The sequence below is a fragment of the Paenibacillus sp. sgz302164 genome, from assembly GCF_056120505.1.
The window spans coordinates 66461-82375 of sequence record NZ_JBVYOL010000030.1; the positions used below are offsets into that span (position 1 = coordinate 66461).

Below are 15915 nucleotides of genomic sequence, written 5' to 3' on the forward strand. Positions count from 1 at the left end.
CGGTTTCTTGTGAAAAAGAAAGCAGCTTCCCTCCCTTACGAATTCTCTAGAGCAGAACCGAATATGTATAGCCTAAAGATGCTTTTACGGGAGGAAGGAGGGCTGGAATGATGGATACTGTGAAAGGGATGGAGTGGATTATTCAAACACTTCGAAAAGACCAATCTCCCGATGGTTCGTGGGCTTATCCGTTTGACACGGGGATTTCTACCGATGCTTTTACGATTATTTTATTGCGGACTTTAGAGATTAATGATAATGAATTAATTGCAGGGCTTTGCCAAAGGATTTTAAGTAAACATCAGAAAAATGGGGCATGGAAGCTTTTTTATGATGAGGGAGAAGGGAATGTAACCACCACTGTAGAGGCCTATTATGCGCTGCTTTTTTCCGGATTCTACAGCAAAGATGACGAGCGTCTTAGCGCTGCCAGAAAGTTTATTCTCGCCAATGGCGGTTTATCGGAAGTGAGTATGTTTACGAAAATAATGCTGGCGCTGACCGGGCAATATAAATGGCCGTCCGCTACCCCTCTGCCAATTGAAATGATTTTGCTCCCGCTCAGCTTCCCGATCAATTTCTTTTCTTTGTCTGTTTTCGGCAGGGCCAATCTGACTCCGATTATGATCCTGGCTGATCGTAAATTTTCCGTTCAAACAGCAAATGCTCCCGACCTGTCTGATTTGAAATTGATTCGGGATGATGAGGACCAATGGATTCGCTCAAGCGAATGGCGTTCGCTGCTCAACTTTATTCAGGACGGAGTCAAAAGATTGCTCGGCATCCCGAGTGAACTGCATCAGTTAGCCCTTGAGCGAGCCAAAACATATATGCTGGACCATTTGGAAAGTGACGGAACTTTTTATAGTTATTACAGCAGTACCTTTCTGATGATTTTTGCCCTGCTTTCCATGGGGTATAAAAGAACGGATCCGGTCATTACCAAGGCCGTCCGGGGGATTCGGGCAATGAAATGCGAAATTAAGGGCCATCCTCATATGCAATATACAACGGCTAATGTGTGGAATACTTCGTTAATCGGTTATACGCTTCAGGCAGCGGGAGTTTCGTACAAAGACCCTATGGTGACGAGGGCAAACAACTATTTACTAAGCCGCCAGCAGACCCGTTTTGGCGACTGGGCCGTACATAATCCCAACAGCTTGCCGGGCGGCTGGGGTTTTTCCGATGTGAATACGATGAATCCGGATGTGGATGACACGACTGCCTCGCTAAGGTCCATAAACAGAATTTCGCAGCAAAATCCAACTGCCTGGGAAAGAGGCGTCCGCTGGCTGTTGTCGATGCAAAACGATAATGGCGGATGGCCTGCTTTTGAAAAAAATACCGATTCCAAGCTGCTGGAATTTCTCCCGCTTGAAAAGGGCCGGTTTTTGCTGGCGGATCCCTCTTGTGCGGATTTGACCGGAAGGACGCTTGAATTTTTCGGGAACTATACGAACCATCCCGCCAACCATCGAATTATCCGGAATGCTGTAAATTGGCTGTTCAACAATCAGCGGAAGGATGGTTCGTGGTACGGGCGCTGGGGAATTTGTTATATATACGGTACATGGGGTGCGCTTACAGGTTTAAAAGCGGTGGGCATATCGAAAAACCATCCAAGCATGCAAAAAGCGGCGGCATGGCTGACGAGTATTCAGAATTCGGACGGCGGATGGGGCGAGTCGTGCCAAAGCGACATTCAAACGACCTACGTTCCGTTAAAGACAAGCACGCTGACGGATACGGCTTGGGCACTGGATGCCTTGATAACAATTGCTGACCGGCCCACTGCAGCCATCCACAAAGGAATAGCATATCTGCTGGATTCCCTTAAGAAAGAGGATTGGAGCACCGACTATCCAAAAGGCCAAGGTATGGGAGGAACGTTTTATATCCATTACCATAGTTACCGGTATATATTTCCACTGCTTGCTTTATCGCATTATCGAAGGAAGTTTGAATAATGAAGGGCTGCCGACAGTCTGAGGCTTTTTCCGACTATGGCTGTTGCTGTTAACGAGCCGTTTCGATGGAAAAGGCTGTTGAAAACCCACCCCCCGCGTCAGAGGCGATAACCCCAATCTGTCTGGCTGCACGAAGAAAACCTGCAAAAATGCATGAATTCGCGTCCTTGATCGCTGGCCACGAAGAAAACCTAGTTGTACAGGCGTATCGACGAGCAAAAAGCTGCGTTTTTGCGGGCTTTTCGCTCGCCGTGCCAGCGAAGCGCTTGCGTTCTTGGGATTTGCTGCGCCGAGTGGAGCGGGTGGTTTCGCCGCCTTGAACCAGCGTGGGTGCAATCGGTTTGGCGGACGCTGGAAAAAGCCTGCGAAAGCGCAGGCTTTTTCGATGGAAACGGCCCGCTTGGCGGAAAAACCTGCGATTGTGCAGGAATTTCGGCTCAAAACGGCCTGTGCCCTGCGTATCGGCAGAAAAGCCTGCACATTTGCAGGAATATTTCGCTGCAGGCGGTAGCGGCGAGCAAAAACCTGCATTTTCGCAGGCTTTTTCGCNATTGTGCAGGAATTTCGGCTCAAAACGGCCTGTGCCCTGCGTATCGGCAGAAAAGCCTGCACATTTGCAGGAATATTTCGCTGCAGGCGGTAGCGGCGAGCAAAAACCTGCATTTTCGCAGGCTTTTTCGCTCGCCGTGCCAGCGAGGCGCTTGCGTTCTTGGGATTTGCTGCGCCGAGTGGAGCGGGTGCACTTCACCGCCATGAGCCTGCGTGGGTGCAAGCGGTTTGGCGGACGCTGGCAAAAGCCTGCGAAAGTGCAGGCTTTTTCGATGGAAACGGCCCGCTTGGCGGAAAAACCTGCATTTTTTCCAGCGGGCATTGGAGCTCACGGCTCTCGGTACTCTCCTTGGGACGATGCCCGGATAAAGTGGCCGCGGACATGATTTTCCATCCATCCCGATAATGCACAGCGGCTTAAGGGGCTCTTTTGCCAAGAATATGTACATACAAGTTGGGCGAATGCTATAATACGTTCAGAACGATACTCCCGAGGTGAAACATGAAAGAAAAACAGATGCCCAAGTATTTGCAGCTGAAGCAGGAGATTTTGTCCTGGCTGCATGCCGGCAAGCTCAAACCGAACGACCAGATGCCTTCCGAGAATGAAATTGCCGAGCAATTTCAAATGAGCAGGCAGACGGTGCGGCAAACATTCGGCGTACTGGAGCAGGAGGGCTGGCTGTACCGCGTGCAGGGAAAGGGCACATTCGTTTCCACTCCGCAAACGCAAAAGGGCCGCGATGTGCAGACGATCGGCATCGTGACGACATATATATCCGACTACATTTTTCCGCACATCGTGCGCGGAGCCGAAGCCGCTTTGCGCAGCAAAGGGTACAGGCTGCTGCTGTCCAGCACGGATAACGACAAGGAGAAGGAAAAAGAGAGCTTGAACATGATGATGAGCCAGCCGCTCAGCGGGCTGATCATAGAGCCGACGAAGAGCGCGGAAGGCAATCCGAACCTGAGCTATTATTTGTCTCTCGATTATCATGAAATTCCGTATTTGATGATCAACGAGCGGTACGCCGAAATGAACTGCCCGTGCATGAAGGTGGACGATGAAGAGGGCGGCTTCCTGGCCGCGCAGCATTTGATCGAGCTGGGGCACCGGCGTATCGCCGGTTTTTTCAAAACCGACGATTTGCAAGGAGCCAACCGGCTGAAGGGGTTCATACGCGCCCACAACAGCTACGGCCTCGCGCTTTCGCCGGATCTGGTCGTGCACTACACGACCGAAGAGAAGAAGCACAAGCCTTACGAGCAGGCGGTCGCGATGCTGGCTCAGGGGGAAGGGAAGCCGACGGCTTTTGTATGCTATAACGATGAGCTGGCCGTGCATTTGCTTGAAGCTGTACGTACATCCGGGTTTCAAGTTCCGCAGGACATTTCCCTGGTCGGTTTTGACGATTCGACGCTGGCTACCGCTACCGAAGTCAAGCTTACGACGCTCACACATCCCAAAACGGACCTGGGCACCGACGCGGCGGAGCTGCTGATCGGCATGATCGAGCATAAGCAGGAAAGAGGCAGAACTCCGGGCAAAATTTATAAGCCGGAGCTCATCGTCAGAGAGTCGACGGCAAAAATTTGATTTTGCATCTAGTCAACTTGTACGTACAAGTGCTATACTGAATATAGAAAAATTTAGCTTGTATGAACATGTACGCTAAGGAGGATCTAACCATGTCTACGAAGTATGCAATCGGTGTCGACTACGGTACGGAGTCAGGCCGCGCTGTGCTGGTCAATCTGTCCGACGGAACCGAGGTTGCGGACCATGTAACGCCTTATCCGCACAATGTGATCGACGAGCAGCTTCCGGAGTCCGGCGTCAAGCTGGAGTACGATTGGGCGCTGCAGCATCCGGCGGACTATATTGAAGTGCTCAAGCGGTCCGTTCCGGCCGTGATGAAAGCGTCCGGCGTCGATCCTGCCGACGTGATCGGTCTTGGCATCGATTTTACGGCATGCACGATGCTGCCTGTTGACGAGCAGGGAGTTCCGCTTTGCTTGAAGCCGGAGCTGAAGAACAATCCGCATGCATGGGTGAAGCTGTGGAAGCATCACGCTGCACAGGATGAAGCCAATTTGATCAACGAAATTGCCGAAGCCAGGGGAGAGGCTTTTCTTCCGCGCTACGGCGGTAAAATTTCATCCGAGTGGATGATTGCCAAAGTATGGCAAATTCTTAACGAAGCCCCCGACATTTACGAACAGACCGACCGCTTCCTGGAAGCTACCGATTGGGTCGTCTCCCAGATGACAGGCCAAATTATGCGCAACAGCTGCACGGCCGGTTACAAATCCATTTGGCACAAACAGGAAGGATATCCGAGCAAAGAATTTTTTAAAGCGCTGGACCCCCGTTTGGAAAATGTGACCGAAACGAAGCTGCGCGGCGATGTGGTGGCGCTGGGCACGAAAGCCGGAGAGCTTACGGAAACGATGGCCGTGCTGATGGGGCTGAAGCCGGGAACCGCGATCGCGGTCGGCAACGTGGACGCGCATGCGGCCGTTCCGGGCGTGGGCGTAGTGACGCCGGGCAAACTGGTCATGGCGATGGGCACTTCGATCTGCCATATGCTGCTCGGCACGGAAGAGAAGCAGGTCGAAGGCATGTGCGGCGTCGTGGAAGACGGTATCATTCCGGGCTATCTCGGGTATGAGGCCGGCCAATCGGCGGTAGGCGACATTTTTGCCTGGTACGTGGAACAGGGTGTGCCCGCTTACGTACAGGAGGCGGCCAACGGGGAAGGCATCAACGTACACGAATGGCTGGAGCGCCGTGCATCCGCTTACAAGCCGGGCGAGACCGGGCTGCTGGCGCTGGACTGGTGGAACGGCAACCGTTCGGTGCTCGTCGACACGGAGCTCAACGGTCTGATCCTGGGCTATACGCTGCTGACGAAGCCGGAGGAGATTTACCGCACGCTGCTCGAGGCAACCGCTTTCGGCACGCGCAAAATCGTCGACGCTTTCCATAATAACGGCGTCGAAGTTCAAGAGCTGTACGCCTGCGGCGGTCTGCCGCAAAAAAACCGTCTGCTTATGCAAATTTATGCGGACGTGACGAACCGCGAGATCAAAATCGCCGACTCCAAGCAAACGCCTGCACTGGGCGCAGCGATGTTCGGCGCCGTAGCGGCGGGCTCCGCCAAAGGCGGCTACGACAGCATCGTCGACGCAGCGCAAAAGATGGCCCGCGTGCGCAAGGAAACGTTCAAGCCGATTCCGGAGAACGTAGCTGTCTATGAGCGGCTGTATCAGGAGTACAGCCAGCTTCACGACTATTTCGGCCGTGGCGAGAACGACGTGATGAAGCGTCTGCGCGCCATCCGGGAAGAAGCCCGCAGTTAATTTTTCATACACTTTTATAACCATTTAGGAGGCGTAACTATGCTGCAAGTTTCGGAAAAAGTGTTCTGGTTTGTGACAGGCAGTCAACATTTGTACGGGACGGAAACGTTAAAAGAAGTAGATGCTCATTCTCAACAAATTACTCAAGGCATCGATCAAAATCCTTCTATTCCTAACAAGCTCGTTTTCAAGCCTGTGCTGACGACTCCCGATGCGATCCGCAGACTTTGCATCGAAGCGAATTCGGACGATACATGCGCGGGGATCATTACCTGGATGCATACGTTTTCCCCGGCTAAAATGTGGATCGCGGGCCTAACGGAGCTGCGCAAACCGCTGCTTCACCTGCATACCCAATTTAACCGCGACATTCCTTGGGAAACGATCGACATGGACTTCATGAACCTGAACCAGGCGGCCCACGGCGACCGTGAGTACGGATTTATCGGCGCGCGGCTCGGCATTGCCCGCAAAGTCGTTGTCGGCTACTGGGAAGACCCGGCCGTCATCAGCCGGATTGCCGGATGGATGCGTACGGCTGCGGCTTTCATCGCAGGCCGCAACCTGAAAGTGGCCCGCTTCGGCGACAACATGCGTGAAGTGGCTGTAACCGAAGGCGACAAGGTGGAAGCGCAAATCAAGTTCGGCTGGTCGATTAACGGATACGGCGTCGGAGATCTCGTGCAGCGCGTCAATGACATTTCCGAGGCTGAAATCGATCGGCTGATGGATGAGTACAACGAGCTGTACGACATTACGCCGGAAGGCCGCTCCGCCGGACCTGTGCGCGACGCGATTCGCGAGCAGGCACGGATCGAGCTGGGGATGAAAGCATTTTTGCAAGAGGGCGGCTTCGGCGCGTTTACGACCAGCTTCGAAGACCTGCACGGTCTGAAGCAGCTGCCAGGACTTGCCGTACAGCGCCTGATGGAGCAGGGCTATGGCTTCGGCGGCGAGGGCGACTGGAAGACGTCCGCTTTGACGCGCATTATGAAAATCATCGCCGACAACAAAGGCACTTCCTTCATGGAAGACTACACCTACCATATGGAACCGGGCAATGAGCTTGTGCTTGGCGCTCACATGTTGGAGATTTGTCCGACGATCGCGGATAATCGTCCTTCGATCCAAGTGCATCCGCTCGGCATCGGCGGCAAAGCCGATCCGGCGCGTCTCGTTTTTAACGGCAGAAGCGGAGCTGCGCTGAATGCCTCGATCATCGACATGGGTAACCGATTCCGCCTGCTGATCAACGAAGTGGACGCGGTGAATGTGACGAAATCGATGCCGAAGCTTCCTGTAGCCCGCGTGCTCTGGAAACCGCAGCCTTCGCTAAGCGAATCGGCGGAAGCATGGATTTACGCAGGCGGAGCGCATCATACCGTGTTCTCCTACACGGTAACGACCGAGCAGCTTGTGGATTGGGCGGAAATGGCCGGAATCGAGGTCGTGATCATCAACAAAAACACGTCGCCTCTAACATTCCGCAACGAACTGCGCTGGAACGACATCGCGTGGAAGCATAAATAAGAACGAAAGCCCAGAGATGCAGAAGCACTTTGGGCTTTTCTTCCACTTTAACATTGACTTGCATAATGAAATCGGTAAACTTATATTAGTTTAAGAGTCAGTACTAGTCAGGAGGAGAATATGAATATCCAACCGCAAGCTTACGAAGGGACTTATCAAGGCGAACAGGCTATCTGGTTAAAAGCGGGACGTTACGAGGCGGCGGTGCTGCCGCAAATCGGAGCCAATCTGATTGCTTTTAGAGATACGGAAAAGCAGTACCGTTTTTTGCATGAGCCGGCTTTGGAGGAAATGGAAGCTTTTAAGGCAAGACCAGGCATTCACGGCATTCCGGTGCTGTTTCCGCCGAACCGCTACGAAGACGGCAAGTTTCCCTGGAATGGCAAAGTGTACGAGTTCCCGGTCAACGAAGCGGCGACAGGCAATCATTTGCACGGGTTCGTGCACTACATTCCATGGGAAGTCGAAAAATATGCGGCAGATCATAATGAAAGCCGCGTTACGCTGTTCTTAAAAGTCAGAGAAGGGCATTTCGTATACCGTTATTTGCCTCATGAATTTACAATCCGGCTTACTTATACGCTGGGTGAAAACGGGCTTCATCAGCACGTCATGGTGCGCAACGACGGCAACGATGCGATGCCTTGCTTGCTCGCTTTTCATACGGCGATCAATGCGCCTTTTGCGCCGGACAGCAGCGCAGCGGACTACACGTTCAAGCTGACGATCGGCAAACGCTGGCAGTTGAACGAAAGAATGCTGCCTACCGGCGAATTCCAGGCCTTGACGGCCGAGGAAGAACGGATGAAGCAGGGCGGCCTATCGCCATTTTACGCGCCTATGGACAATCACTACACGACGGAAGCCCAAAATGGCAGCAACCGTATGGAGCTGACGGATCACCGCGCTAACGTGAAGCTTGTTTACGATGTCGGCACGACCTACAAGCAGTGGATGATTTGGAACAACGGAGCGACGGAAGGCTTTTTCTGTCCAGAGCCGCAAATGAACCTTGTAAATGCACCTAATGTGAAGCTGCCTGCGGAGCAGATCGGACTCGTTTCGTTGCAGCCTGGCGAAATTTGGGAAGAATCGGGCCGCCTGTACTGCATCGGTACGGCATGACGGAGCCGGCATTAACCCTGTACGGCCGTCTTCGGACCGCGATGAGCCTGCTGCATGACGGAGCGGAGCTGGATGAGCCGATGAGACGTGCGCTGATCGAGGATATCCGGCAGTTGATGGATGAGCACACCAAGCTGAAACAAGAGGCTGCCAGACTGCGCAGCGGCAAGCGGACCCAGGCCGGGTCCATGGACAGCATGTCGACGAAATTGAAGGAAGCGCTGCGGGAATAGAAGCGAAGCGCGGCGCAGCGCAGAAAGTAAGGAATAATCGATCAAAAAGGAGCAAACAGCAATGAACGAAACTTTACCGCCAAAAACATGCTCAGTCGACCGTCTGGTTACCAAAGAAGAGGAAGTCGCCAAAGTGTTGGCCGGAGAAAAAACAGCGTGCAGACGGAACGGACGCTATGCGGATATCGGCGAAGAGATGGAGCTGCAGGGGAAAACTTTTGTCGTGACGGGCGTATACCGGCAATCGCTCGGCGAGCTGACGGACACGGATGCGCAAGCGGAAGGGTATCCGACCGTCGATGCCTATAAAGAAAGCATTCTTTCCATTCACCCGGGGATGCCTTGGCTGCCGCATATGAAGGTTTGGGTACATGAATTTCAAGCCGCGCAATAACTTGCCGGATATCACTTGGATTGGATGATGGCTGATGTCCTGGTATGTGTTACTGTTATATGTACATATTTTCAGCGCCATTTTGAGCATCGGCCCTTACTTTGTACTGTTTCCGCTATTGGCAAAAATCGAAAAAGCGCCGTTTGAGAGGCTGGACGACTTTCTGGAGCCTTTCCGCATTACCGTTCGATTGACCAAGCATGCGGGTCATGCGCTTGTCGGCAGCGGCATTCTGCTGACCTGGATTACGTCCTGGACCTGGAATACGTCGTGGATCGTGATGACGGTGCTTATTATGGTAGCTTCCCTGTATTTTATAGCCCGGGCGTTCTCGCCGATCATCCGGCAGCTGAAAGCTCCGCACGAGAACCGGACCGCTCTGGTATCCAAGCTGCGGCGGTCGCTGATCGTGTACGTCATCATTACTTTAACGATGATGTGGTTTATGGTCGCCAAACCGGCGCTCTGGTAAACAAAAGAAACCCGCATTTCTGCATTCGGCAGAGGTGCGGGTTTTTGTTTTTCAAGCGGATTCGCTTTGCGATTCAGTCGAGAATTTAAGTTTGCTCCACAATGTAACGAATAGTGGGTGAGCGCTTGCGTACTGCACGATCCGGTCCGAAATGCCTAGCGTAAGGAAAAGGCCGCTTAGCGAAACTAGCGTAAAAACCGGCGAAATCCAGGGATTGGACGGATGGCTGAAAAAAGGAATCAAGCTGATCGCGATAATCGGTGGTGCGTTAAGCTTGAAAAACAAAATCATCCTCATCACCAGCAGAGCGGCAATGAATATCGTTACGGGGCCGTCGTAAATTTCGTACATCCCGACGCCGATTGCGGAGGCGGCTGTGGCGCCTGCGAGCATGGAGAGCGCCTCTTTGCGCGTGAGCTTGCGCGAAGAAAACAAGAAGCTGAATGCGCCCAGCGTAGGATAGAAGAGCATATGCAGGATGGAAAATTTCGCGGAGATCAAATAAACCGCCATTAAAAAAAGACTGCTGATTACGATTTTGACATTCAAGTTCATGCTGTTCATGCCGAGCGTTCACATACTTTCTATTTATGTAAGGAGTTCCATTCATGATCTTACACTATTTTATGCAAATGCGGCAATACCGGATTGAGCCGCTTGCGATATGCGCGCTGTCAACTACTAAAGATTGACAGCGGCTTTGCAAATCCTTATAATGATTATCATTATCATTAACCTGGCATCTAATGCAACCGGATGCAAAGGGAGGAACTATGCAGGCTGCACAATTGGACTTATATAAGCTGACACAGCGTTTTCATTTTCATGTAACAGATGCGGAGCAAGAAGTACTGTCCTTCCAATCAGACGAGCTTGCGCAAAAAGAGTCTATGGAACGGCTGATGCAAACATATGCGCCGCTCATTCAGGCGCTGGAGCCGGCTGCTGCCGCAACGTATACCGGCGGTGCGCTGCGGTACTTGATTTTTGCCCAGCAATCGGCCATTTCAATTTGCAATCAATCTCTGGATTTGTCTCCCGGCAACTTGCAAATTCAGCTTTTGTACAAAAACGGCTATCATTTCTTCGGTTTCCGACTGAAACAATGGGTCGTACAAGACGGACCCGTGAACCTTGAAGAACGCCACATCTGGAGAAAAGAAGTGCTGACCGCTTTGTACGGAACGACGCTGAGACCGATTATGGAGCAAATGGCGGATACGGTTTCCGTCCCTATCGCACAGTTATGGGGTCAACTGTCGAACGGGCGCGCTTACTTTTTGGACCATATGTTGAGCGAAGTGGAAGATAGCTCGATTCGGGAACGCGTGCACGAAGATCTCGAATTTTTGCAAAAAGGTTTGGAGCCCGCCGTATTCGGACGCAAGCGCAATCCGTTTAATGTGACCGACAAGATGGTCGAGCATTCGACGGATCCGCAAAAGCAGATGCCGCTTAAAACCGCGTGTTGTTTGTATTACCGCACAGGGAAAGAAATTTATTGCTATACGTGCCCGAAGTTGAGCAAGGAGCAGCGTGCGGCCAGATTGGCGGAAATAAGAAGCGCAGCCCAGTAAAAAACGATGAAGAGGACAGCAGCCATTCGAGAAGGCCGGGCTGTCTTTTTTTGATTGCTGAAATGGCGCTCGTACCATATTATGGTAATAGGGTGCAGTCCAAGAAAATTAAAGTAAGGGAGGAGCGTCTTGATGTTTAGTTATAAAGTAGCGGAAGATACCGAGCTGAAAATACTGGAAATGAGATATGCGGACGATCTGTATGCACTGCTTGACCGAAATCGGGCTTACCTGGGCAAATGGCTGCCTTGGGTAAAGGAGACGGATAATCCCGAGCCTATCAAACAATTTATTTCTCAAGCTTTGCAGCAGTTTGCCGAAAACAACGGCTTCCATTGCGGGATTTTTTACAAGGGTACAATCGCGGGATGTATCGGGCTAAATAAAATCGATTGGAAAAACAGGCATACTTCCATCGGTTATTGGCTAGGCGGAGAATATCAGGGTCGCGGCATTATGACGAGAGCATGCTCGTCGCTGGTTGACTATGCTTTGCGCGAATTGCAATTGAACCGCGTCGAGATCAGGGCGGGAGTGATGAATGATAAAAGCAGAGCCATTCCGGAGAGGCTCGGTTTTATGTGCGAAGGCACCATCCGGCAGGCGGAGCTGATCGAGGATCGTTACATCGACCATGCAGTCTATGGCATGCTGGCGGCTGATTGGAAGAAATAACCTGCGGATTCGTTGCGGTACGCCCGTGGGATTTTTGAATTTTTCTTCGAGCCTGCTGACGGCTAATTGCATTATAATAGAAAAAGAAAGAGCTTCTGGACTGAAAGGCAGGTAGGACATGATGAAGCGCTTCGATCTTATTTCTGATATTCATCTGGACTTTTGGATCAAAGAGACCGGAAGCGTCTGGAAATTGCGGAATGCGATTAAGAAACTGGTCCTGCAGCTCCTTCCTGAAACGTGTTCCAACACGTTGGTTATCGCAGGCGACCTCGGTCACAGCAACAAACAGAACTACATTTTTTTGAAGCTCATGAAAGAGCATTATCCGAACATTGCGCTCGTTATGGGAAATCACGATTATTATTTGGAAAAGGCGATGCTGGCAAGCAGCGGGCGCTACGACTCCATGGATCGGGCAAATGAAATGATGCTGCTCGCAAGCCAACTGCCCGGTGTAGTATATTTGGACGGCCAAATTGTTGAGCTGGACGGAATTGCGTTTGGCGGCTGCGGGATGTGGTACGATTTGCAGTATGGCATGCAGATTTTGCAGGCGGATTCCAACCGGTTGTTTATCGAATGGCAGTCCGTTTCCAACGACTATGCGCTCATTCGCGGCAAGCCGCGCCATACGCTCGACATGTTCGAGAGGGAAAAAGCGAAGCTGGACGAGGTCGTAGCGGGCGCGCAGGTCGTCGTCACCCACATATCACCCGATTGGAGCCGGGTGCCCGATGGCAGGGAGCTTGATTTGTCGACAAGCTTTTATTATTTCGACGGCGCTCCTTACTTCGACCGGATTGCCGATAAAACGTGGTGTTTTGGCCACATTCACCGGAGAATGGATTATGTGCTGCATCAATGCAGGTTCGTCAATGCTTCGCTGGGTTACCCGAGGGACAATCCGATAGCTCCGAAAAAAATCGTTCAAGTTTCGATTTAACAGAGAAAATGGGGGGCGGGCCGTGAAAGAGCACCATCAGAGGTCGATCAACAATTTCGTTCGTTTCTTGCAGCAGGACACGAACTTTCGCGCGATTATTATTGCGGGTTCCGTAGCAAAAGGAATCGCGAGGGACGATTCGGATATCGACGCGTATCTGGTCGTTACCGACAAAGAGTTCGAGCGCAGGAGCGCTGAGCAGAACTTGTCTTATTTTAATCAGGATGTATGCGATTACCCCGGCGGCTACATCGACGGCAAAATCATTTGTTACGATTTTCTGGTCAAAGCTGCGGAGAAAGGCAGCGAGCCGACCCGGGCGTCTTTTCAGGGGGCTTATGCGGCGTATTCGACAATTCCCGATCTTCAGCAACTGCTGGACCGGATTCCGGTTTTTCCGGAAGAGCGCCGTGAGGCGAATTTGAAAGATTTTTACGCACAGCTGCTGCTTTACGGCAACTATTTTGCTGTGAAAGCCTGGGAGCAGGACAATGCGTATTTGTTGACGCAATCGCTCAGCCAGGTGGCGCTTTCGGCGGGGCGAATTGTACTCGCTTACAATCGGCAGCTGTTTCCGTGCCACAAATCGCTCATGCGGGCGGTCGAGGCGGCGGAGACGAAGCCGGAGCAGTTTGTGCAGAAGACGAACGATTTGCTCAAGGAGCCGACCCGGGGAAAATTGAAGGCGTATTTGGACATGATGTCGGTGTTTTACGACTGCGGAATCAGTATGTCGCAGGCGGTCAGCATGTTCGTGCAAAACAATGAATGGAACTGGCTGGAGCCGGCTACGCCGTTAATGGACAGGTAAGGGATTTGCGGGGAGGCGACGTCTGAACGCTGCTGCCCGGCAAAGGGGCCGCCGATCGGCAGCCCGCCGTTTGTGCCTTAGCTTAGGAGAGCAGCTTCAGAAACTCGCGCATGAAGCCGGGCAAATCCGGCCAGGCATGACCGCTGACCAGCTTGCCGTCCACGTGAAGCGGATTTTCCGCATATTTGGCCCCGAGCTGCTCTACGTCCAGGCGGCAGGCGGTATATGCGGCGATGGTACGGCCTTCGAAAAGGCTGTTGTCCTTTAAAGCCGTAAATATTTGGGCGGCATGGCAGATGGCGCCGATCGGCTTGTCAGCTTCAAAAAAATGACGCAAAATCCGCGGCACGTTTTCATCGGAGCGAATGTACTCCGGAGCTCGTCCGCCGGGAATGATCAGGCCGTCGTATTCAGTAGGTTCCACGTCTGCGAAGGCGATATGGGAAGGCAGCAGGTGTCCGGGCTTCTCGGTGTACGTTTCCCAGCCTTCTACGAAATCGTGGACGACGGTGCGCAGCACTTTTTTTGCAGGCGATGCGATAACGGCATCATAGCCGGCTTCTTGAAGACGAAAAAAAGGATAATAAACTTCCAGCACTTCAGCGGCGTCGCCGGTTAAAATTAAAATTTTGTTCGACATCCTATCACTCCTTGGAAAAAAGATGGGAATCCACTTTCATTATGAACAAACGTCTTCCCGCTGTAAATGGGGAGAATTTGACGGTTATTGTCGAATGCCCATCAGGTTTAAATATCCGACGGACAAGGCAGAAGGAATTTTTGGATAAATGTGGAATATTTTTTTTGTGCAGCATTATTTTGAGATGAGGAGCGTGGATGATGTTTGAAAATAAGCTTTCGATAAGCACTTGGAGTCTGCATCGCTGTTTGGGGCCTTTGCGCTGGACGGTTTGGGACGATGCGTTGAAACAGCCGGCCGTTGCGGAGCAGAGCCAGCCGACCGAATTGGAGCTGCTCGATCTACCCAAGGAACTGGCCGCCCGCGGATTCCGGTTCGTGGAAATTTGCCATTTCCATTTTCCTACCAGGGAAAGGGACTATTTAGAGCGGCTGAAGGCGGCTTTGGCCGCAGCGGACGTTAAATTCCATACTTTGCTCGTGGACTACGGCGATATTTCATCGCCGGATGCCGTTCGCAGAGAGGCGGACATCGCTTATTTGCAGCAATGGATCGATGCGGCTTCCACGGCGGGCGCTGCTGCCATCCGCATCGTCGCTGGCGAACAGCCTCCCGGCGACAGTGAAGCTCACGCCCGAAGCGCAGAGGGCTTGCGGATTTTGCAAGCGTATGCCGCTGCCCGGGGTGTCGCCGTCGTAACGGAAAATTTCCGGGAGCTGACCTCCACGGTTGATAGCTGGTCCCAACTGATGACGGATTTAGGCAGCGGATTTACGACAATCGTCGATTTCGGAAATTTGGCCGCCGAGGAGAAAGAACGCGGAATTGCCTACGGCGCGCCCATCGCTCACTCGATTCACGCCAAGCCGGTTTATGGCCCGGGCGGGGAACTGGACCGGGAAGAGTTCGGCCGTATGCTGGCGATTTTGCGGGAAAAGAACTGCAGCGCTCCCATTTCCATCATTTTTGACCGGGAAGGCAACATGTGGGACGGAATCGAGCAGGTGAAGGCCGAACTGATATGAGCTACCTCGATACGTTTGTTTTGGTTTCACCCGACAGCGCCGCCGAACACAGCGAAATTCCTGTAAGCGCCAAGGAAAACAAACCGATTCACGTCATTCAATACGAGCTTCTTTCGCAGCATCCGTATGAATACACCCAAAACGATTTGATTTTTGAAATTCATATCCGCCACAAAAACATTTCGCCGGAGCAGTTGGAAGCCCGGGGCGACGAAATTCGCGCGGAATTGTTTCAAAAGCCGCATCCCTGCCTGCGGACGTCCACTTTGGCCAAAAAATACGGTTGGGGAATCCATTACAACAGAGAGGGAAAAATCGCCCTCCATGCAATGGAATCCGAAGCGTATCAAAAGTTCGCCGAAGCTTCGGACGGCAAGACTCAACTCGTCAATGCGATGCGGAACGCCCGGACCAAATAGAGCCTTAACCACAAGCCTCCATCTGTTGGAGGCTTTTCTGCGGTATTGCCCAAACACCACAGCCATCGGGGGGCGGGCGAGCCCAATGTTGTCAGGTTAGTAGATTTTGGTATAGTAGAGGTAAATGATAGAAACGGATGATAGCGCGTGAAAAAAACGGAAAAGCGACCTTATCTCGTGTGCTTA

At 52.2% G+C, this 15915-nt stretch carries 16 protein-coding genes; 14 read left to right on the forward strand and 2 right to left on the reverse strand.

The features are described 5' to 3' along the window. Positions 1–107: 107 nt before the first annotated feature. The 8 genes from shc to AC0LWT_RS33260 all read left to right on the forward strand — a co-directional run bounded on the left by shc (position 108) and on the right by AC0LWT_RS33260 (position 9636). Positions 108–1970: a squalene--hopene cyclase gene (shc, locus tag AC0LWT_RS33225; protein WP_474685638.1), complete on the forward strand. Its 1863-nt coding sequence runs from the start codon at positions 108–110 to the stop codon at positions 1968–1970. A 1051-nt stretch (positions 1971–3021) separates the two neighbouring features. Then, positions 3022–4116 carry a GntR family transcriptional regulator gene (locus AC0LWT_RS33230; protein ID WP_474685640.1) on the forward strand — a complete coding sequence of 365 codons (1095 nt, stop codon included), beginning with the start codon at positions 3022–3024 and terminating at the stop codon, positions 4114–4116. A 92-nt stretch (positions 4117–4208) separates the two neighbouring features. Beyond that, complete coding sequence (locus tag AC0LWT_RS33235; protein WP_474685642.1) at positions 4209–5882, forward strand: ribulokinase; 1674 nt, start codon at positions 4209–4211, stop codon at positions 5880–5882. Positions 5883–5921: 39 nt separating this feature from the next. Next, entirely contained in the window at positions 5922–7412 is a 1491-nt protein-coding gene (araA, locus tag AC0LWT_RS33240; protein ID WP_474685644.1) for an L-arabinose isomerase, read from the forward strand. Between the two features lie 120 nt (positions 7413–7532). After that, positions 7533–8537, forward strand: coding sequence for an aldose 1-epimerase (locus AC0LWT_RS33245; protein ID WP_474685646.1), 1005 nt, complete (start codon positions 7533–7535; stop codon positions 8535–8537). Beyond that, entirely contained in the window at positions 8534–8770 is a 237-nt protein-coding gene (locus AC0LWT_RS33250; RefSeq protein ID WP_474685649.1) for a hypothetical protein, read from the forward strand. The genes AC0LWT_RS33245 and AC0LWT_RS33250 overlap by 4 nt, the downstream gene beginning before the upstream one ends. A gap of 61 nt (positions 8771–8831) precedes the next feature. Continuing rightward, positions 8832–9164 (forward strand): ASCH domain-containing protein, encoded by a 333-nt coding sequence (locus AC0LWT_RS33255; protein ID WP_474685651.1) that lies wholly within the window; start codon positions 8832–8834, stop codon positions 9162–9164. 34 nt (positions 9165–9198) lie between these two features. Further along, the gene (locus AC0LWT_RS33260; protein WP_474685653.1) at positions 9199–9636 is read left to right on the forward strand and encodes a DUF2269 family protein; all 438 of its coding nucleotides are present in this window, start codon (positions 9199–9201) and stop codon (positions 9634–9636) included. Positions 9637–9687: 51 nt separating this feature from the next. On the opposite strand, the gene AC0LWT_RS33265 is transcribed toward AC0LWT_RS33260, so the two are convergent. Then, positions 9688–10200 carry a hypothetical protein gene (locus AC0LWT_RS33265; RefSeq protein WP_474685655.1) on the reverse strand — a complete coding sequence of 171 codons (513 nt, stop codon included), beginning with the start codon at positions 10198–10200 and terminating at the stop codon, positions 9688–9690. 209 nt (positions 10201–10409) lie between these two features. Between AC0LWT_RS33265 and AC0LWT_RS33270 the strand changes: the two genes are divergently transcribed. From AC0LWT_RS33270 to AC0LWT_RS33285, 4 genes are all read left to right on the forward strand, one after another. Further along, positions 10410–11213, forward strand: a complete 804-nt coding sequence (locus AC0LWT_RS33270) for a hypothetical protein (protein ID WP_474685657.1) — start codon at positions 10410–10412, stop codon at positions 11211–11213. A gap of 132 nt (positions 11214–11345) precedes the next feature. Next, a complete protein-coding gene (locus AC0LWT_RS33275) occupies positions 11346–11888 on the forward strand; it encodes a GNAT family N-acetyltransferase (protein ID WP_474685659.1) in 543 nt (180 codons plus the stop codon). A gap of 118 nt (positions 11889–12006) precedes the next feature. Beyond that, positions 12007–12834, forward strand: a complete 828-nt coding sequence (locus AC0LWT_RS33280) for a metallophosphoesterase family protein (RefSeq protein WP_474685662.1) — start codon at positions 12007–12009, stop codon at positions 12832–12834. A gap of 22 nt (positions 12835–12856) precedes the next feature. Then, positions 12857–13645: a nucleotidyltransferase domain-containing protein gene (locus tag AC0LWT_RS33285; protein ID WP_474685664.1), complete on the forward strand. Its 789-nt coding sequence runs from the start codon at positions 12857–12859 to the stop codon at positions 13643–13645. Between the two features lie 82 nt (positions 13646–13727). Here the strand turns inward: AC0LWT_RS33285 and AC0LWT_RS33290 are convergent, their stop codons facing one another. Next, positions 13728–14285 carry a DJ-1/PfpI family protein gene (locus AC0LWT_RS33290; RefSeq protein ID WP_474685667.1) on the reverse strand — a complete coding sequence of 186 codons (558 nt, stop codon included), beginning with the start codon at positions 14283–14285 and terminating at the stop codon, positions 13728–13730. Between the two features lie 197 nt (positions 14286–14482). Here AC0LWT_RS33290 and AC0LWT_RS33295 point away from each other — a divergent pair, with 197 nt between their 5' ends. Together AC0LWT_RS33295 and AC0LWT_RS33300 are read left to right on the forward strand one after the other, a co-directional pair. Further along, a complete protein-coding gene (locus AC0LWT_RS33295) occupies positions 14483–15310 on the forward strand; it encodes a sugar phosphate isomerase/epimerase family protein (protein ID WP_474685669.1) in 828 nt (275 codons plus the stop codon). After that, a complete protein-coding gene (locus AC0LWT_RS33300; RefSeq protein ID WP_474685671.1) occupies positions 15307–15729 on the forward strand; it encodes a DUF6157 family protein in 423 nt (140 codons plus the stop codon). The genes AC0LWT_RS33295 and AC0LWT_RS33300 overlap by 4 nt, the downstream gene beginning before the upstream one ends. The last annotated feature ends 186 nt before the right edge of the window (positions 15730–15915 follow it).

Bases quoted from the DNA above. Each gene is read 5' to 3' on its own strand.
- shc (WP_474685638.1), top strand. From the start codon at position 108: ATGATGGATACTGTGAAAGGGATGGAGTGGATTATTCAAACACTTCGA.
- AC0LWT_RS33230 (WP_474685640.1), top strand. From the start codon at position 3,022: ATGAAAGAAAAACAGATGCCCAAGTATTTGCAGCTGAAGCAGGAGATT.
- AC0LWT_RS33235 (WP_474685642.1), top strand. From the start codon at position 4,209: ATGTCTACGAAGTATGCAATCGGTGTCGACTACGGTACGGAGTCAGGC.
- araA (WP_474685644.1), top strand. From the start codon at position 5,922: ATGCTGCAAGTTTCGGAAAAAGTGTTCTGGTTTGTGACAGGCAGTCAA.
- AC0LWT_RS33245 (WP_474685646.1), top strand. From the start codon at position 7,533: ATGAATATCCAACCGCAAGCTTACGAAGGGACTTATCAAGGCGAACAG.
- AC0LWT_RS33250 (WP_474685649.1), top strand. From the start codon at position 8,534: ATGACGGAGCCGGCATTAACCCTGTACGGCCGTCTTCGGACCGCGATG.
- AC0LWT_RS33255 (WP_474685651.1), top strand. From the start codon at position 8,832: ATGAACGAAACTTTACCGCCAAAAACATGCTCAGTCGACCGTCTGGTT.
- AC0LWT_RS33260 (WP_474685653.1), top strand. From the start codon at position 9,199: ATGTCCTGGTATGTGTTACTGTTATATGTACATATTTTCAGCGCCATT.
- AC0LWT_RS33265 (WP_474685655.1), bottom strand. From the start codon at position 10,200: ATGAACAGCATGAACTTGAATGTCAAAATCGTAATCAGCAGTCTTTTT.
- AC0LWT_RS33270 (WP_474685657.1), top strand. From the start codon at position 10,410: ATGCAGGCTGCACAATTGGACTTATATAAGCTGACACAGCGTTTTCAT.
- AC0LWT_RS33275 (WP_474685659.1), top strand. From the start codon at position 11,346: ATGTTTAGTTATAAAGTAGCGGAAGATACCGAGCTGAAAATACTGGAA.
- AC0LWT_RS33280 (WP_474685662.1), top strand. From the start codon at position 12,007: ATGATGAAGCGCTTCGATCTTATTTCTGATATTCATCTGGACTTTTGG.
- AC0LWT_RS33290 (WP_474685667.1), bottom strand. From the start codon at position 14,285: ATGTCGAACAAAATTTTAATTTTAACCGGCGACGCCGCTGAAGTGCTG.
- AC0LWT_RS33295 (WP_474685669.1), top strand. From the start codon at position 14,483: ATGATGTTTGAAAATAAGCTTTCGATAAGCACTTGGAGTCTGCATCGC.
- AC0LWT_RS33300 (WP_474685671.1), top strand. From the start codon at position 15,307: ATGAGCTACCTCGATACGTTTGTTTTGGTTTCACCCGACAGCGCCGCC.